This window comes from Roseivivax lentus, from assembly GCF_900156805.1.
Lineage (GTDB): Bacteria > Pseudomonadota > Alphaproteobacteria > Rhodobacterales > Rhodobacteraceae > Roseivivax > Roseivivax lentus.
The window spans coordinates 21,105-37,364 of record NZ_FTOQ01000011.1 but is presented as its reverse complement, the minus strand read 5'-3'; the positions used below and the strand labels follow the sequence as shown (position 1 = coordinate 37,364).

General features: G+C 65.9%; 16 protein-coding genes. 7 read left to right on the top strand and 9 right to left on the bottom strand.

What is annotated here, in order from left to right:
* Positions 1-114 precede the first annotated feature (114 nt).
* Genes BW990_RS15370 through BW990_RS15340 form a run of 7 tightly spaced genes read right to left on the bottom strand, consistent with a single transcriptional unit; the run spans position 115 to position 6,260 of the window.
* Positions 115-1,080, bottom strand: coding sequence for a hypothetical protein (locus BW990_RS15370; protein WP_076449325.1), 966 nt, complete (start codon positions 1,078-1,080; stop codon positions 115-117).
* Between the two features lie 10 nt (positions 1,081-1,090).
* The gene (locus tag BW990_RS15365) at positions 1,091-2,521 is read right to left on the bottom strand and encodes an MBOAT family O-acyltransferase (RefSeq protein WP_076449323.1); all 1,431 of its coding nucleotides are present in this window, start codon (positions 2,519-2,521) and stop codon (positions 1,091-1,093) included.
* Between the two features lie 33 nt (positions 2,522-2,554).
* Positions 2,555-3,124 (bottom strand): hypothetical protein, encoded by a 570-nt coding sequence (locus BW990_RS15360; RefSeq protein ID WP_076449321.1) that lies wholly within the window; start codon positions 3,122-3,124, stop codon positions 2,555-2,557.
* A gap of 37 nt (positions 3,125-3,161) precedes the next feature.
* On the bottom strand, positions 3,162-3,713 hold the full coding sequence (locus BW990_RS15355; RefSeq protein ID WP_076449319.1) for a hypothetical protein: 552 nt from the start codon (positions 3,711-3,713) through the stop codon (positions 3,162-3,164).
* Complete coding sequence (locus tag BW990_RS15350) at positions 3,700-4,056, bottom strand: type II toxin-antitoxin system MqsA family antitoxin (RefSeq protein ID WP_159441668.1); 357 nt, start codon at positions 4,054-4,056, stop codon at positions 3,700-3,702. Before BW990_RS15350 ends, BW990_RS15355 begins: the two co-directional genes overlap by 14 nt.
* On the bottom strand, positions 4,043-5,011 hold the full coding sequence (locus BW990_RS15345; RefSeq protein ID WP_076449317.1) for an alpha-ketoacid dehydrogenase subunit beta: 969 nt from the start codon (positions 5,009-5,011) through the stop codon (positions 4,043-4,045). The genes BW990_RS15350 and BW990_RS15345 overlap by 14 nt, the downstream gene beginning before the upstream one ends.
* 31 nt (positions 5,012-5,042) lie before the next feature.
* On the bottom strand, positions 5,043-6,260 hold the full coding sequence (locus BW990_RS15340; RefSeq protein WP_083950641.1) for a thiamine pyrophosphate-dependent dehydrogenase E1 component subunit alpha: 1,218 nt from the start codon (positions 6,258-6,260) through the stop codon (positions 5,043-5,045).
* A gap of 361 nt (positions 6,261-6,621) precedes the next feature.
* On the opposite strand from BW990_RS15340, the gene trxC reads away from it, so the two are divergent.
* The 5 genes from trxC (at position 6,622) to BW990_RS15315 (ending at position 9,727) form a co-directional block, all read left to right on the top strand.
* A complete protein-coding gene (gene trxC, locus BW990_RS15335) occupies positions 6,622-7,074 on the top strand; it encodes a thioredoxin TrxC (RefSeq protein WP_327214137.1) in 453 nt (150 codons plus the stop codon).
* Positions 7,071-8,033 carry a DnaJ C-terminal domain-containing protein gene (locus tag BW990_RS15330; RefSeq protein WP_076449313.1) on the top strand — a complete coding sequence of 321 codons (963 nt, stop codon included), beginning with the start codon at positions 7,071-7,073 and terminating at the stop codon, positions 8,031-8,033. Before trxC ends, BW990_RS15330 begins: the two co-directional genes overlap by 4 nt.
* Positions 8,030-8,368 carry a MerR family transcriptional regulator gene (locus tag BW990_RS15325; RefSeq protein ID WP_076449311.1) on the top strand — a complete coding sequence of 113 codons (339 nt, stop codon included), beginning with the start codon at positions 8,030-8,032 and terminating at the stop codon, positions 8,366-8,368. Before BW990_RS15330 ends, BW990_RS15325 begins: the two co-directional genes overlap by 4 nt.
* A gap of 48 nt (positions 8,369-8,416) precedes the next feature.
* The gene (locus tag BW990_RS15320; protein ID WP_076449308.1) at positions 8,417-8,704 is read left to right on the top strand and encodes a hypothetical protein; all 288 of its coding nucleotides are present in this window, start codon (positions 8,417-8,419) and stop codon (positions 8,702-8,704) included.
* A 132-nt stretch (positions 8,705-8,836) separates the two neighbouring features.
* Positions 8,837-9,727 (top strand): alpha/beta fold hydrolase, encoded by an 891-nt coding sequence (locus BW990_RS15315; protein ID WP_076449298.1) that lies wholly within the window; start codon positions 8,837-8,839, stop codon positions 9,725-9,727.
* Between the two features lie 60 nt (positions 9,728-9,787).
* On the opposite strand, the gene BW990_RS15310 is transcribed toward BW990_RS15315, so the two are convergent.
* Positions 9,788-11,344, bottom strand: a complete 1,557-nt coding sequence (locus BW990_RS15310; RefSeq protein ID WP_076449296.1) for a GTPase family protein — start codon at positions 11,342-11,344, stop codon at positions 9,788-9,790.
* Positions 11,334-12,359, bottom strand: coding sequence for a YcjF family protein (locus BW990_RS15305; RefSeq protein WP_076449459.1), 1,026 nt, complete (start codon positions 12,357-12,359; stop codon positions 11,334-11,336). Before BW990_RS15305 ends, BW990_RS15310 begins: the two co-directional genes overlap by 11 nt.
* A 1,190-nt stretch (positions 12,360-13,549) precedes the next feature.
* Here BW990_RS15305 and BW990_RS21530 point away from each other — a divergent pair.
* Together BW990_RS21530 and BW990_RS15295 are read left to right on the top strand one after the other, a co-directional pair.
* Positions 13,550-14,998: a hypothetical protein gene (locus BW990_RS21530; RefSeq protein WP_143526228.1), complete on the top strand. Its 1,449-nt coding sequence runs from the start codon at positions 13,550-13,552 to the stop codon at positions 14,996-14,998.
* 70 nt (positions 14,999-15,068) lie between these two features.
* Positions 15,069-16,202 (top strand): phosphotransferase family protein, encoded by a 1,134-nt coding sequence (locus BW990_RS15295; RefSeq protein WP_076449292.1) that lies wholly within the window; start codon positions 15,069-15,071, stop codon positions 16,200-16,202.
* Positions 16,203-16,260: the final 58 nt, after the last annotated feature.

Here is a 16,260-nt window from a genome sequence, read left to right as displayed (position 1 = left end):
GCGGTGTCGGTGATGCTCGCCAGGCATTCCCTGCTGAGGTTTTCGATCCCGCAGGGCGCCCCGACGCGGCGGCCATCGGACAGGTGGCCTTCCGTAAGAGGCCCGCGCGCCGCGTCAGTCGCCGGCAAGGCGCGGTCGCAGGTAGTCGCGGTAGAGCGTATCGACGCCGGCGCGGTTCAGGTGATCGGTATCGAAGTAATTCTCGGCGCCGGGGATCGCAGCGCTCAGGTCGAGAAAGTCGACGTCGCGCCGCGCAAGCCGCGCTCGCAGGGCCGCGTCGAAGGTCGCCTCCTCGGGCAGGCTGTCGCCGAAGGCCTCCGGCAACGGCGGCTTGATGACCAGCACCTCGATCCCGGCCGTCGCCGCCCCCGCGATCATGGCGTCGAGCATCCCGAGATAGCGGCCCAGATCCTCCGCCTGCGGGGCGCCGTCCGGGTAGAGGTAGTCGATCCGCGCCGACACAGCGTGCCGCGACGGGCGAAACCGGCGGTCGAATGTCTCGGCGCCGCGCCAGCCGGCCTGCGGGAAGCGGTCGGCGGGGTTGAGCTTGGAAAACCCGCTCAGGTAGTCGATGAGACCGCGCGGGTCGAGCCGGTGGCGGAGCGCCGTGCTTGCAAGGATGCGCGCGGTGGACAGGCGAAGCGGGGTGCGGCGCAGTAAGCCGCGATCCGAAAGGCGCGCCTCGTTCCATTCACGGCTGCCGAAGGCAAAGGCATCGACCACGTAGATCATCCGGCCGATCGAGAGGTCTTCAAGCGCCTGCTCGAAGACGGCCCGGTTGTAGAGCGGGCCCGCCCCGATCTCGGCCGCAACCAGCATCGTCTGACCGGTCTCGTCGCGCAGGCGCTGCGGCACGTCTCCGTAATCGAGGGGCAGCGCATGGGAGGCACCGAGCACCAGCCAGTCGACATGCTGTCCCCTGGCGGCGAGGAGTTTCTGGAAGGCGGTCTCGGTCGCGCCGCGCGCCACCACGCGCTCTGCGGTGGCGAGCGCCAGGCCGTACAGAAGGGCGAAGACCGCCGCGAAGACGAGGAGCGACCGAAGCGGCGCTCTGGTCGAAGGTCGAAAGGCGGTGTCCATGTGCGCGCTCCTAGAACTGCATGTAGACGAAGGCCTCGCTCTGCCAGCGGCCAAGCAGCAGGAGCGCGAAGATCCCGGCATAGACCGCGCCCCAGCGCAGGGGACGCGGCATCCGCGCAAGGCGCCGCCAGAGCGGGCGCCGCTCGTCGAGGAACTCGATGACAAGGAGACCGAGGATGAGGCAGGCGAGAAAGGCGTGTTCGGCGGTAAACGGATAGCGCAGCAGAAGCGCCGGCAGCTCCGGCAGGGCGGCGAAGATGCGGGTGAGCACGGTCCAGCCGTCGGAAAGCGAGGCGGCGCGGAAGAAGACCCAGCTGATCAGCACGAGGTGGAAGACCACGAGGGCCGCAAGACACCGCCCGATGGCGCGCGCGAACCAACCTTTGGCGTGTCGGCGCAGGGCCGCGCCGAGCGGCGCCAGCGCGCGTTCCCCCCAGATATAGGCGCCGTTCAGCGCCCCCCAGACCAGAAACCCCCAGCCGACGCCGTAACCGAGCCCCGCATGCCACAGCCCGCTGATGACGAAGACCACCATGATGTTGAGGTAAAACCTTGGTCTGCCCACCCGGCTCCCGCCAAGCGGGATGTAGAGATAGTCGCGGAACCAATGCGCGAGCGTGATGTGCCAGCGCTCGGACCAGAACTCGCCGACCGAGCGGGCGAAATAGGGCCGCCGGAAATTCTCGGCGAGCCGGATGCCGAAGAGGAAGGACACACCGCGGGCGATGTCGGTGTAGCCCGAAAAGTCGCAATAGATCTGGAAGGCGAAGAAGTAGCTGGCGATCATCAGCTCCATCGGCACCGCGTAGGCCGGGATGGCATAGGTCCGGTCGACGAAGGGCGCGAGGTTGTCGGCGACCACGACCTTCTTCAGGAGGCCCCACAGGATCAGCTGCGCGCCCAGCACGAAGAGCGCGGCATGGGCGCGGCGATTGCGCCGGATCTCGAACAGGAAATCGCCGGCGCGCGTGATCGGGCCGGCGAGGATCTTGGGAAACCACGCGAGATAGAGCCCGTCGCGATAGGGCGTCGCACCGGGGGCCGGTCGGCGGTAGCGGTCGATCAGCAGGCTCGCCGCCATGAAGGCGTAGAAGGAGAACCCCGCGGGGTTGCGCAGGCCCGAGGCGGGCAGGGCGCCCGTGGCGGCCGCGATCGGGTCGTAGAATTTCAGGAAGACCAGAAGTCCCAGCACCGCGGTCAGGCCGAGGCTGAGCGCCAGGCGTCGGGTCCGGCGGTTTTGCGCCCGCCGGATCGCAGCCGACGCCGCCAGTGTCAGCCCGGCCACCGCGGCCAGATAGGCGAGGTTCCCGATGCCGAAGCTGGCATAGAATACGAGGCTCGCCAGCATCAGCCAGTGCAGCCTCAGCCCGCCCGGCAAGACCCAGAACAGCGCCACGGCGACAGGCAGAAAGAGCAGAAATTCCAGCGACGTGAACAGCATCGGTCGCCTCCGCCGGCGATGGGCCGGCCGCGATCAGTAGGATGCACCCCCGGCCCGCAGCTCTGGCGGCACGAGGTCGATCGGGATGGCGGCGTTGAGCACCAGGTAATCCGCGAGCAACTGGCGTTCCGCATCGCTCATCTCGATCTCGACATGGCTGGGCGAATTCATCGTGCCGAGCCAGGCCTCCCGGGTCCGGTCCTGGGTCACGACCACGGTGATGATGTGGCAGGATTGACAGAGCTGGAGCGACAGGTCGCGGCCGTCGCGGGGCAGCCCGCCCCCGGCGTCGAACGGCGCTCGCCAGGCGAGGTAATGGGCCAGCGTGTCGGCCTCCCAGCTATCCAGCGCCGCGATCGCGGGAGCCTCTGCGCGGGCGGTCTCGAGCGTCTCCTGCCAGGCGGCGACATCGGCGCCGGGCCCCGCAATGGCGGCGGACAAGCTCTCGGGCAGACCGCCGGCACGGAGCTTCTCCAGCAACGTGCGTCCGCCGGCCGGGATGAAGTCGAAGACCGCGTCCACGTCCTGCGCCCGTGCGGTGCCGTTGATCGGCAGGGCCAGAGCCGCAAGCAACGGCAGACCGAGCGGGACCAGGCGTTTCATTCTCAATCCTCCCCTTTGTCGCGCCGGCCGGGCAGGGTCAGAACCGCAGCTCCGGTGGGACGTCGTCGAATTTCATCGGCATGTTGATCGCCGAGTAGATGGCGAAGGTATCGCGCTCGACCTCGCTCATCGGGATCTCGGCATGAAACGGGGCCTTGAAGGTGCCTTTCCAGCCGACCTCGTCGCGGTCATGCATGAGGTATCCGGAAAACAGCGAGTGGCAGAACTGGCACTGCGCGATGGCGAGGTCCTTGCCGTCGGGCGGCAGGAGCATGGCATCGCCGCTCTCTGCAAGCGCGGCGATGATGTCCTCGCCCGCGGGCAGGTTCAGCGCCGCGTAAGCCGCGACCGTGTCGAGCGCGGCGTCGGTCAGCCCGGTCTCTTGCGACGCGGCCCAGTCTCGCCAACCCTCGGCGGAAAGATCCTTGGCGGCGATTTCGGCGAGGCCCGCGCCGCCCGTCTGAGCCGCGAGGTCCGCGAGCAGCGTGCGCCCGCCCGCCGGCATGAAGTCGAACTGCGCGTCCAGTGCGAGCGCCGCGCCGGCCGTTGCGAGCATCAGGCCGATGGTGCCCCAGTCACGCCGTCGCATCGGAGGTCTCCACGCCCGGGTCCGGGCCGCCCGCGCCGAAGGCGAAGACCGGAACCGATTGCATACGGACGGCCCGGTCGCGCGGAAAGCCCGCGCCGCGCATCAGGTCGAGCTTCATCGCGACCTCGTCCTCGTAGTACCGCTCGCCGCAGCGCGCGCAGACAAGCGCCGGGATGCCTTCGACGACGACCAGCGTCTCGCCCTCCCAGAAGGCCGTCTTGACCTCGTCGCGGGACAGCGTGCCGCCCGCGCAACTCGTGCAGCGCGCCGGCATGACCGCCGCGCTGCCTGCAGGCGCCGCGGCGGGCACCTGCATGCCGGTGTCCCGGTCAGAGAAGGGCACGGGCCGCTCCGGCGATCTTCTCGGCGTCGGGTCGCATCCAGGTGAACATCTCGGGCGAGGCCGGCGGCGGTGCATCGGGGAACGCGACGCGCTTGTAGCGGGCGCCCTCGACATTCTCGGCCACGCGCGCGACCACCTCGGCACCGGGACCCAGCGTGTAGTAGGACTGGTCGACCGTCAGCAGCCGCTTGGTCTTGGCGACCGAGTTCACCAGCGTCTCGGTGTCCATCTCCTTCAGGACGCGCAGGTCGATCACCTCGACGCTGGCGCCTTCGGCGGTCAGCGTGGCCGCGGCCTCGAGCACGCCCGGCATGCCGCCGCCCGAGCTGACGATGGTGAGATCGCTGCCCTCCTGCCGCACCGCGGCCTTGTCGAGCGGCACCTCGTAGGGCTCGTCCGGCACGTCCTCGGTCAGCGTCCTGAGGCCCGCAGGGTAGAGGTACACCACCGGGTCGGGCGAGCGCAGCGCGGCGTGCATCATCCCCTTGGCGTCATAGGGCGTCGACGGGATTATGGTGCGCACGCCGGGAATGTGCGCGTAGTAGCTGTCCTCCTCGTAGCAGGAATGCTGCCCGGCGAAGCCCGGCGTCTGGCCCGTCATCTCGATGATCCAGACCACCGGCATCGAGGCCCTGCCACCGGTCATGTGCCGCAGCTTGCCGGCGACGTTCTGGATCACCTGGAAGGGCATCAGCGCGCCCTGGTAGGGGATATACGTCGCGGCCTTCGACCCGGCGAGGCTGGCGCCCAGACAGCAGGACGCCATCCAGTTCTCGTCGATGCCGGTGTTGCAGACTCTCTTGCGGCCGAAGGCGGTTTCGAGGTTGATTACCGGCTGGCCGGGGTTCGAGGCCACCGGCGGGGTGAGCTCGAAGATCCAGATCATGTTCGGATCCTGCTCCATTTCGTACTGCACGGCCTCAAGGACCGAGTACATCCAGCTTTTCTGTGCCATCGTTTTGTCCTTTCAGAAGGGTGCGTTGGGGTCAGCCGAACTGACGCGCCGGGACGGCACCGTCTGCGAAGACGTTCTTCAGGCCGTCTTCGGGGTTGCAAAGCGGCTGGTCGCTGGCCCAGACGAAGGCCTGTTCGATCTCAGCCTTGATTTCGGTCTCCATGTCCTGTGCGGCGGTCTCGTCGAGCACCTGCCAGTTCACCAGGATGTTGCGGGCGATATCGACCGGGTCGCGCTGCATCCATGCCCGGACCTCCCGTTCGGGACGGAACGAGGTGATCGCCAGCGGGTCGTAGCCGAAGGCTCCGAGCTCGCCCGCGGTCGCGCCGGGTGCGCCCCAGTGGTTGTAGTAGCGGTAGGTCTTGGCTTCGATGAAGCTGGGGCCCCCGCCTGCGCGGGCGCGATCCACGGCCTCCTTCGCCGCGTTGAAGACCTGCACCACGTCCTGGCCATCCACCACGCGGGACGGAATGCCGTAGGCCGCGGCGGCGTCGGCGATGTTCGTGTGCGGGCACGAATAGGAGTAATGCGCGTACTGGTGGTAGAGGTTGTTCTCCAGCACGTAGATCAGCGGCAGGTCCAGGAGCTTGGCGTTGTTCAGCGTCGAGTGGAAATGCGGCGTCGCATAGGTGCCGTCGCCGCCGAAGACCACCGCCACCTGGTCCGAACCGCGGGCGCGGAAGGCAAAGGCCGAGCCCGAGGCGATGGGCATCGAGGGGCCGATCATCCCGTCCGCGCCGATGAAGCCCACCGAGGGATCGGAGAGATGCATCTCGGCCGCGTAGCCGCCGTTCAGGCCGGTGGCGCGGAAATCGTTCTCGGCGACCATCTTGGGGATATCCACACCCTTGGCGATGGCGTGGCCCGACGGGCGGTGCGACGAATAGGCGAGGTCGATCTGCTCGAACGGTCCGGTATTGCGCAGCGCCGCGCAGACACCGGTCGCCACGGCTTCCTGGCCGGCATAGAAGTGGTTGTAGCCACGATAGCCGGGATTGGTCAGCATCTGGTCGGCCTGGGTCCGCTCGTGCCAGCGGATCTTGAGGATCGTGCGGTACATGTCGACGAGCTTCTCGTCGGACAGATCCTTGGCGTAAAATCCGATATCGCCGTCGGCCAGCGCCTTGCGGGCGGACACCGCCACGGCACCCGTCACGGCGGCCATTTTCAGGAATGTGCGTCTGGACTCGGATACCGGAACATCGAACTCGTCGGGCGCGGCGGCCCGGGCCTTGGTCTCGTACTCCATGATGTCTCCTCCCGTCATTGAGAGCGCGTCGTGCAAGTCTCCCACGACATTTTTCGGACGAATCGTCCAAGCGGGCTTGACTCAAATCAATCGGCCCGCGCGGCATCACCGACCGGAACGGACAAACGCCTGCGCTTATCGCTTGTTAGCGTGGCTTTGCCGGCCGCGAGAAATTCCTTCGAAGAAGTCCATAACAGGCTCTCCGAGATACCCTCGTGCGCGCAGATTGTGCCGGTGCTCTCTGCCCGGCACAGACCGGCCAGGGCAATCCTGATCTTCGCGGACCCTGACGGAAATCAAGCTGAGCCGTGCGTTTTCCCTTAGGCTTGGCCCGACGGTCATTATATATTCAAAAGCGGGAATGAGTGGAGCTGCGCGGATGGGCCTGAAACTGACCTGCCTTCATTGCGGACAAACCAACAGGGTGCCGGAAGAGCGGCTGAGCGCGGGTCCGAAATGCGGAACCTGCGAGGCGTCTCTGATGGCGGCCAAACCCGTCGAGATCTCCCTGGACATTCTCAGGAAAGCCCAGGCGACCGACGAGGTTCCGCTGATCGTGGATTTCTGGGCCGCGTGGTGCGGGCCGTGCCGGATGATGGCGCCGGAATTCGCGAAGGCCGCGGAGATGCTCAAGGGCCGTGTCCGCTTTGCCAAGCTGGATACGGAGGCATACCCGGCCGCCGGTGCGCGCTACGGCATTCGGGGCATTCCGCTCCTGATCGCCTTTCGCAAGGGGCGCGAGATCGGACGCCGCGCCGGCGTGACCCCGGCGGGCGAGATCGCGGCCTGGGTCGCTGCCGAGGCGCGGACATGATCGACGATCCCTACAAGGTTCTGGGTGTCGCGAAGACGGCGTCGCAGGACGAGATCAAAAAGGCCTATCGCAAGCTGGCCAAGTCCCTGCATCCGGATCTCAATCCGGACGATCCCGACAAACAGGCACGTTTCCAGGCTGTGTCCGCGGCGAACGATCTGCTGCGCGATCCCGAAAAGCGCCGCCGCTTCGATGCGGGCGAAATCGACGCCAGCGGACAAGAGCGGCCGCAGCGGCAATATTACCACCAATATGCGGATCAGGATGCCGGCGCGCGCTACGACGGCGGACCGGGGGGGGCGAGGTTCGGACGCGGCTATTCCGCGGGCGACGAGGAAGACTTCGCCTGGGCCTTCTCCGACCTCTTCGGACGGCGTCCGCAGGGCGCGGGCGGGGCCGGGGCCTATGGTGGCTTTCAGGCCCGCGGTCAGGATGCGCGCTATCATCTCGCGGTCGATTTCCTCGATGCCGCGAAGGGCGCCAAACGGTCCGTGACCATGCCGGATGGCAAAGGCATCGAAATCGCGATTCCGCCCGGGGTGCGGGATGGCCAGACCTTGCGGCTGAAGGGGAAGGGGCAGCCGGGGCTGGGCGCCGGGCCGCCCGGGGACGCGCTGATCACGATCGCCGTGGGCGAGCATCCCGTCTTCAGCCGCGATGGCGACGATATCGAGATGGAATTGCCCATCACGCTCGATGAAGCGGTCCTCGGCGCGAAGGTGGACGTGCCCACAATCTCCGGGACGGTCGCGATGACGATCCCGCCCGGCGTGTCCTCGGGGCGGCGCATGCGCCTCAAGGGCAGGGGGATCAAGCGCGACGGCAAGGCGGGCGATCAGACCGTCCGGCTGAAAATCGTGCTGCCCCCGAAGATCGACGACGAGACGCGCAAAATGGCCGAGCGCGTGCGGGATCATGCGGCCTTCGATCCGCGCTCGGAGCTGAGGAGAAGCCTATGAGCCTCGATGAACACATGGTTCTGGCGCGCATCGAGCGTCTGACCGTGCATGATCTGCGCCTCTGGGTCAGCGAAGGCTGGGTGCGTCCCGCCGAAAGCGAGACCGGCCCGGTCTTTGACGAGGTGGACGTGGCGCGCCTGAGATTGCTGTGCGATCTGTCCAAGGACATGGCGCTGCCGGAAGACGCGATGCCGACGCTTCTTTCGCTGCTGGACAATCTGCACCGGACACGGCGCGAACTGCGCCTTCTGAGCGCGGCAATCAACGATCAGCCGTCCGAAATTCGCCAGGCCATCCTGGCATCGCTGGAGGCGCGGATGGCCAGCGCGGATTAGGACGATCCGCGGATTTTCGGCAAGGCAACCACAGGGAGGTGGGATAAAATGAGACCTGATCTCGATCCGCGTCGCCGGGCGGTGTTCATCTTCTACCAGAGATACCAGGAATTGGATCGCGCATGGCAACGGGCGCAACGGGACGCGTTGTCATGGTTTCCATCGGGTGCGCGACCGAAGGGCCTGCTGATCGGCGCGCCCGGCTCGAAGCTGCGCAGGCTCTATGAGCAGCGCGACCGCGCGCGGTCGCAACTCGAGGCGGCGCAGCGCAAGTTCGACGAGGCCCGGCATCGGCATGCGCTCAGGATCACGGTGCTGGCCCTGCCGTCCGCCTGAGCGTCCGGCGCAGCGCCGAAGCGGCTGTGCCAGAGCCGCTTCCCGCGATGGATCACCGGCATCATCTGCACTAGCCTGTGCGAGGAATGGTTATCGGGGCTGGCCCCGAACAGCAGGCGGAGCAGACACACGATGCCGACACTCACGACCGACGACGCTGTGACGCTGTATTACGAGGAGGTCGGGCAGGGCACGCCCGTCCTTTTCGTACATGAATTTGCCGGGGATTGCCGCAGCTGGGAGCCGCAGATGCGGTATTTCTCCCGCCGGTACCGCTGCATCGCGTTCAATGCGCGGGGCTGGCCGCCCTCCGAGGTGCCGGAGGATCCCGCGAAATATTCGCAGGCCCGTGCGACGGCAGATGTGGTGGCGATCCTCGACGGGCTCGGGATCGACCGGGCGCATGTGGTGGGCCTGTCCATGGGCGGCTATGCGACGCTGCATCTGGGCCTGACCGCGCCGGAGCGGGCGCTGTCGCTGGTCGTCTCCGGCGTGGGGTACGGGGCCGAGCGGGAACGGCAGGCGCTTTGGCGGGCCGAGGCGGATGCTAGTGCCAACCGCCTGCGCAGCGCCGGGATGAAGGCCTTCGCGGAGGACTACGCGCAGGGGCCGACCCGGGTGCAGTTCCAGAACAAGGACCCGCGCGGCTGGCGCGAATTCGCGGACCGGATGGCAGAACATTCCGCAGCAGGCTCGGCCCGTACGCAGCAGCAGGTGCAGCGCGAACGGCCTTCCATCTATGATCTCGAGGACGGCCTCAGGGCGATGACGACGCCCTGCCTGATCCTGAACGGGGATGAGGATTGGCCCTGCTCTCTGCCGGGCGTGTTCATGAAGGCGGTCGTTCCCAGCGCGCAGCTGCAGGTCGTGCCGGGCACCGGGCATACAGTCAACCTCGAGGAGCCGGACCTGTTCAACACGGCGCTCGAGAAATTCTTTGCGCAGGTCGATGCCGGTCGGTGGCCCCTGCGCGACCCGCGCGCGGTGAGCGACAGCATCACCGGTGTGATGCCGTCGAATTAGAGGGCGGCGCACGGGATCGAAGGGCGGCGGCCGGTTCGGCCGGAACCGGGCGCCGCCGCCTCATTCCTTGTCGGAACGCCGGTAACGCGCAGCCGCATGTCTGGACAGCGATCTGAGGCTCTTCGTGACGCCCTGCACCGTGTCGAGCGCCTCGCGTCCGAAGGATTTCTCTCCGCGCATCAGCCGGGTGCGATTGCGCTGGACCCCTATTGCCTCGGGCAGCCGAGCCGAGATCTGCTGCCGCACGGCAGAAACGTTCCACGGGTGATCGCCAAGGGCGACAGGCACGGGGGCATCCATCCCGGTCTCTTGTGCGATGGCGGTCACGGCGGCGCCGATGCGGGTCTGGACCTCTTGCGGGATGTTGTGTTCCGGATAGGGCCAGTCGGGACCGGCGAGCTTGTCGCAGAACGTGGCGACCCCGATGAAGGGCGGCACACGGCGGCTCGGTGCCTTGGCGAATTGCGCCTTCATCTTCGCGATTGTCGCGCGGTCGAGTTCGCGTCCCGGCCGGTTTGCCGCCGTCACCCAAAGCAGGATGTCGCAACGATCCGCCTCGCGCAGGGTGGCTTCCGTGGCCGCAGCACTGCCATCGAGGCCCGGAAGGTCGATCAGGTTGCAGGGTAGCCCGGCGATTTCGCCTTCATGCATCGTGTCGCGATCGGTGGTCGGCGGCATATCGGTCTCCGCGAAGTCATAGCCGAGCAAGGCATTCACCAGGCTGGACTTGCCCGCGCTGACCTGACCGGCGACGGCGATCCTGAGCGGTGCGTCCGGCGCGGCCAGACGCTGACGGTCGATATCGGCCTCCTGCAGGATGCTTTCGAGAAGCTCCGCATCGGACATGCGCAAGCGTCCGGAGTAAAGCTCCGTCGCGGCGCGCGCGATCTCCTCGAAGAGGATGCGCTGGCCGATGACCTGCAACTCGCCGGTCAGCATCTTGGAATTGCCGCTGGTGACCAGATCCAGCGTCTCGCGCATCACCGCGACGGGCAGCCCGGCGGTCAGCCGGTAGACGCGGTAGGCCCCGTGCCCGAGCCCGTAGAGCCGCTTTGCCCGGTCCTGGTTCTGCCAGAGCCACACGAGCGTTCCGACCGAAATCCGGTCCGAGATCGAGATATGCGCCCTGAGATCCGCGCGCAGCCTCGAGGAGACGCGTTCGACCAGAAGCAGCGCTTCGGGGATCGTGAAGTCCAGCTCGCGTTTGCCCTGATCTCCGGAAGCCTCGGCCACCTGGCGGATCACCTCAAGGGCGAAGTTCTGGATTTCGTCCACCGGCAAGGGCTGGCGCAGACGCGTGTCGATCAGCTTGCGGGCAGCGCCGAAGGCCTTCTGTTCCGAGGGCGACCAATCGGGATCGGCCTCCACATGGTAGCCCTCTGCCAGATCAAGCGGCTCGGACGGTTCCGCCTTGCCGAGCCACAGGGGCAGTTTCAGCGCGAGGTAAGCCATGAGGCCCACGACCAGACAGGTGATCGTGAATTCCAGAAGGTACCCGTGCTCGCGCAGCCACAGGAGGCCCAGAAGGCAGGACACGATGACGGGAAGGGCGACCGCGCCCGCCCGCACGAGGATGCGCCATCTGAGCAGGAATCCCCGTGCGCGATCAATGATCATGCTGCTGCCCGGCCCGCTTCAGGGCGTCGCGAAAGGTCGCCTGAATGTCCTCGCGCGACGGCGTGCCACCGATCGAGAGCGTATAGAGATAGCGGCATGCCGTCCGCCCGAGCGCATAGGTCGCAACGAAGGTGAAGGCACCGGCGGCCACCGCGCCCGCGGTCTGTCCGTATCCAGGGATCAGCTTGCCGCCTTGCCGCAGGGCCACGCTGCCCAGAAGGCGCCCTCCGACCCCCACGCCCAGCAGGGACAGGAAATTCCGGGCCAGCGCCAGCGTCACGGGCACATCGTAATGATCGCCGAGCTTCTTGAGCATGGTGAATTGCAGCCCCGTCGACGAGAAGAGGCCGAGAATGGGCAGCGCATCGGACCCGCCCGCCATCCCGGAATAGAGAAGAACGGTCTGACGGACCTCGCTGAAGGCGCGGGATTCCGCATCCGTCACCGCCTCTTGGCGCAAGGCCAGTCCGGCGTTCGGCAGGGTCTCGACCAGCGCATCCTTCAAGGCGGCAAGCTCGTCCTCCTGCGGGTTGGCCCCTTGTGGCAAGCTGATGATCACGTCGGGGATCGCACGGCCCGCCGCACCCTCGAAGCGCTTCTGGTTAGCGGCGCGCGCGCGCTCCTGCATCGACCGGTCGGCCAGCAGGTCGGCGCCCGTATGGACCAGAAGGATCTCCATTCCGGGCCGGCGCTGCACCACGGTCTGCAACGCCTCTGCAACCTCGCCCTGGACCGGATCGTCCAGACGGGCCACGATCATCACCGCGTGGCTGTGCCCTTCGCAAGCGGCCAGATCCTCGCCGGGATCATAGCCCGCTTCGCCGAGGCCCCGGGTGTCGAGAAACCGCACCAGCGGCTGTTCTGCGGGGAAGTCGAAGCTCTGAGACGTGCGCGTACACGGGGCGTAGCCGTTGCCGACCTCGATCGCGCCGAGGCCCGTCAGCACCCGAATGAGCGAGCTTTTTCCCGCACCGGTTCGGCCCAGCAGCCAGACGATCGGAATATCGCGCGGCATGGCAACCGCGCCGTCGGGGTCGCCAGCGGTGCTTTCAGGGTCTTTGCCTTTGAAGCGGTCGAACGGGTTACGCATGTCGGATCATCTCACCCGCGGGGCGGAAATTGAAAGCTGCCACGGTCCTCGGTCGCGCGGAGGTCGGCACCGTTGCGGGTGGTACGCTCTGCGTGCAGGGGCGCGGGGCCGGTGGTGGAGCATCGGGGCGGAGCAATGGATCGGCACCTTCGGGCATTCTGGCGTCTCCGCCGGAAAAGGGACATCGCCGGAAGCCTAAGCCCTCACGCTCCGCGAGCCAAACATTGATGCGCCTTTCCGCCAGCCAAGCACGGGGAGCAGGTCACCCGCAAGTAGCAGGCCGCGATTAACTTCCTGAGAAAAGACGTAAAAAAGCACGGCCGGCGGGAAGTGTGTGGCAGACAGGCTCAGGATCTTAGGTGCGGCGCTGCGGGAATTCGGCGTCGGCGCCCGCCTGGAAACCGCTCCTCGGCGCAACGATCGGGCGGAGAATTCACACCTTCCCTTTCGACGACGCGCGAGGGCGATGCTGCGGTTTCGATCACCGTGAAGTCTTCAGAATTTGCCGTCGTACACGCCTATGTCGCGAGGCATTTCACGCACGAACGCAGCCGCTCCTCCCGTAAACTCTTCGAGCTGAGCCGCAATGTTGCCCGCGATCCATGGCGCGGCTTCCGCGCGGAATAGGGGACGGTCTGATTGCCCAAGCTGAGACTGGTTCGCATTCGTCTGACACCATCTTGACGCTGCCCCATAGGAGCTGAGGTCAGACGCAACCGCCAATAGGCCTTGACCCAACGTCACACAACCGTCAACATGATTCATAGCCTTTGTGAGTGCGTCTTCTTTTAAAAATTAACCGCGTTGATTTCGTACCGTTATTCCTTTTGGAATGCGATAGGTGTATTTTTTCTGTTTTTTAAATTTGTGCTCTTGGGGTGATTGCAAAAAGTATTCCTCCTGAAACTCAATAAAAATAGGTATGAATTTTTCATTTCTTCAGGTGCCGAGACTGCGCCTCTTCTGAGAGTACCGGCGACATGTGACTGACGCTCTTCGTGACACGATGGCGTCATAACAAGCCGTCTTCCCGAAACAACAAGGGAGAATTCAGCGATCTCATTTCCGATTTTTCGTCTTCAGAACATTTATCACCTGATATCAGGAGGGTAGTCATGTCTTACGGCACTGCAACTATCATGATGACTTATATTCCCCAAATTTGCGGCGCAGCAGTGCCGCAGGGAATCACGATTACACCGATTTGCGGTCAAACGGGCATCACGCCAGTCTGCGATCCCAATGTGACCAGCATTCCCGTCATTTGTGGCGGTGCAGCGGCAGCGCCGCAGGGAATCACAATTACACCGATTTGCGGTCAAACGGGCATCACGCCAGTCTGCGATCCCAAAGTGACCAGCATCCCGGTCATCTGCGGCGGCGCGGCGGCAGCGCCGCAGGGCATCACGATTACACCGATTTGCGGTCAAACCGGCATCACGCCAATCTGCGATCACAATGTGACCAATGTCCCCGTCATCTGCGGCGGTGCCGCGGCAGCGCCTCAGGCAGTCGGATGCGCGCAGGCTACGGTACATCCGACCATCACGACACTGCCGATGTGCGCACCCACCGTACAGGTTTGCCCTGCGCCGACGGCGCCTGCCCCGGGCGGCTGCAGCGGCATTCAGGGCGGCTGTCAGTCGCCGCTCACGCATCCTCCGTGCAGCGGCGTTCAGACCCAGTGCTGTCCGCAGGCCGGGGCGCCGCAAGGGATCACCGCCCTCGGCCTGTGCGACAAGACCTTTATTCCAGCGGTCTGCGGCGTCACCGTCGCATCGCAGGCAATCGGATGCACTGGCGTTCCGGTCATCTGCAACGGTGGTGCTGCGGCAGCGCCTCAGGCAGTCGGCGGTGCAAATGCAGCCCTGCATCCGACGCTGACCGCGATGGGAAAATGCGGTGGACAAACGGTGCAGGTGTGCCAGACCATGTTTACGCAACCCGTCACCCATTGCAGCGGTGTACAGACGCAATGCTGCGCTCCTGCTCCGGGCGGAGCGGCGCCACAAGGCATTACAGTGCTGGGCATTTGTGGAGTGACCCTACCCATCGTCTGTCCGGTTGCCACTATTTCGCAGCTTGCCCAGTGCACGGGCGTCGCCGCGATCTGCAATAATGGTGCTGTGGCTGCGCCGCAGACTCTCACCATCAATACGACCGTGATGACCCATCCGGCGTTCTGCCCGCAACACCCGACCATGACGACCACGGTGCAACCGACATTCGCCTGCGGACAAGGAATGGCGGCGGCGGCTCCGCAAGCGGTCGGTATGCATACAGCCGCGACCCTCTGTACTCAGCCGGCGGTCTGCGCGGGCACCACGATGGCAACGGTCTGCACCCAGATCGGCTGCAATGGTGGCGCTGTGGCGGCACCACAGGGCGGCCCGATCCAGACGTGGTTCCACACCTGCGGGGTCCCGCCGGTCACCTTGACCTGCCCGAATCCCGCACCGGGTGGAGGCGCGGCGGCACCGCAAGCCGTCACCGGGACGATCAACCCGGTCGTCTGTGCCGCCTCGAACGTGATTGGCTGCACCGGGATCCCGGTCGTCTGCTGATCCGTGACCGAAGGGCTGGGCGCCTCGGCGCCCGGCTGTCCCTTGTCCAGTCCAATCCGGAGGCCACGCCATGTACCTCACGAGCGGCACGCTCGCCACTTACCTGCTGGACCGCGCCACAGTTGAGCCGGGGCTGATCCTTTCGGGCGATTACCAAGTGGTCGAGGCCGGACGGCGCAACCGGAATTTCAAAGTCTATCTCAAGGACGGCGACGGGCTTTTCGTCAAGCAGGCGCCCATGGCCATGGCCGAGGTGCACGAAACCCTGAACCGCGAAGCGATCTTTCACGCCCTCGTGGCGAACCGCCCGGCCTTTGCTCCACTTTCGGGCATGTGTTTTTCAATGCGCGATTACGACCGGAGCCGAGGTACGCTGACGCTGGAATTGGCGGCGACGGGGCGGTCCCTGAATGAATTTCTGGCGCAAGCCGGTCCGGACCACCCCCAGGTCGCGCAGCAACTGGCGCAGCATCTGGTGACGCTGCATTCCGCAACCGCCGCGATCCTTGCCGATACCGACTCGACGGCGCATTTTCCGCACCGCCAACCCTGGGTGCTGCACCTTCCGCGCAACGCCGAGACGATCATGCCCGCGGCAAGCGCGGGTCAAACGGGCCTCGTCGCCCAAATCAGGGCCAATCCCTTGCTGATCCAGCTTCTTGATACCGTCGCCGCGGAATGGCGGCTGAACACCTTCAATCACGGCGATCTAAAATGGGAAAATATCGTCATCGTGGCCAATACAGGTGAAGGGGCCGAAGCCGATTTTACCGTAAAGCTGGTGGATTGGGAACTTTGCGATATCGGCGACGCCGGCTGGGACGTCGGCTGCATCGTCGCGGGATATCTGCAGCGTCTGTCCCTGACCGCCACCGGAGCCGCCAAGACGCCGGGCCTTGCCTGGTTTGCCGCAGAGCCCGACCTGATTACCCAGGAGACCGATAGCGCGCGCAGGGCGCTCGCCGCGTTCTGGCACGGATACGCCAGTGCCTTTGGTGTGCTGGACGGCCCCCACGCGGATCTCGCCCGCCAGCGCGTGATGCGGTTCGCCGCGGTGCGCCTGGTCCTCTCGGCGTTCGAGATGGCGGCCGCCGCGTCCGCCGAGGCGCCGCATGTGACCGGTCTGATGCAGGCGGCCGCCGCGATCTTCGCCGATCCCGACCGCGCCGGGCGCAACACGCTTCTGCCAGAGATCGCCGCATGACCATCTCTCAGATGACCGCTCTGACCTCTGATCGGACACAAGAAACAGGTGACAACAC

Bases quoted from the DNA above. Each gene is read 5' to 3' on its own strand.
- BW990_RS15320 (WP_076449308.1), top strand. From the start codon at position 8,417: ATGAGACCTGATCTCGATCCGCGTCGCCGGGCGGTGTTCATCTTCTAC.
- BW990_RS15310 (WP_076449296.1), bottom strand. From the start codon at position 11,344: ATGATCATTGATCGCGCACGGGGATTCCTGCTCAGATGGCGCATCCTC.
- BW990_RS15325 (WP_076449311.1), top strand. From the start codon at position 8,030: ATGAGCCTCGATGAACACATGGTTCTGGCGCGCATCGAGCGTCTGACC.
- BW990_RS15340 (WP_083950641.1), bottom strand. From the start codon at position 6,260: ATGGAGTACGAGACCAAGGCCCGGGCCGCCGCGCCCGACGAGTTCGAT.
- BW990_RS15295 (WP_076449292.1), top strand. From the start codon at position 15,069: ATGTACCTCACGAGCGGCACGCTCGCCACTTACCTGCTGGACCGCGCC.
- trxC (WP_327214137.1), top strand. From the start codon at position 6,622: ATGAGTGGAGCTGCGCGGATGGGCCTGAAACTGACCTGCCTTCATTGC.
- BW990_RS21530 (WP_143526228.1), top strand. From the start codon at position 13,550: ATGTCTTACGGCACTGCAACTATCATGATGACTTATATTCCCCAAATT.
- BW990_RS15345 (WP_076449317.1), bottom strand. From the start codon at position 5,011: ATGGCACAGAAAAGCTGGATGTACTCGGTCCTTGAGGCCGTGCAGTAC.
- BW990_RS15355 (WP_076449319.1), bottom strand. From the start codon at position 3,713: ATGCGACGGCGTGACTGGGGCACCATCGGCCTGATGCTCGCAACGGCC.
- BW990_RS15365 (WP_076449323.1), bottom strand. From the start codon at position 2,521: ATGCTGTTCACGTCGCTGGAATTTCTGCTCTTTCTGCCTGTCGCCGTG.
- BW990_RS15315 (WP_076449298.1), top strand. From the start codon at position 8,837: ATGCCGACACTCACGACCGACGACGCTGTGACGCTGTATTACGAGGAG.
- BW990_RS15305 (WP_076449459.1), bottom strand. From the start codon at position 12,359: ATGCCGCGCGATATTCCGATCGTCTGGCTGCTGGGCCGAACCGGTGCG.
- BW990_RS15370 (WP_076449325.1), bottom strand. From the start codon at position 1,080: ATGGACACCGCCTTTCGACCTTCGACCAGAGCGCCGCTTCGGTCGCTC.
- BW990_RS15360 (WP_076449321.1), bottom strand. From the start codon at position 3,124: ATGAAACGCCTGGTCCCGCTCGGTCTGCCGTTGCTTGCGGCTCTGGCC.
- BW990_RS15330 (WP_076449313.1), top strand. From the start codon at position 7,071: ATGATCGACGATCCCTACAAGGTTCTGGGTGTCGCGAAGACGGCGTCG.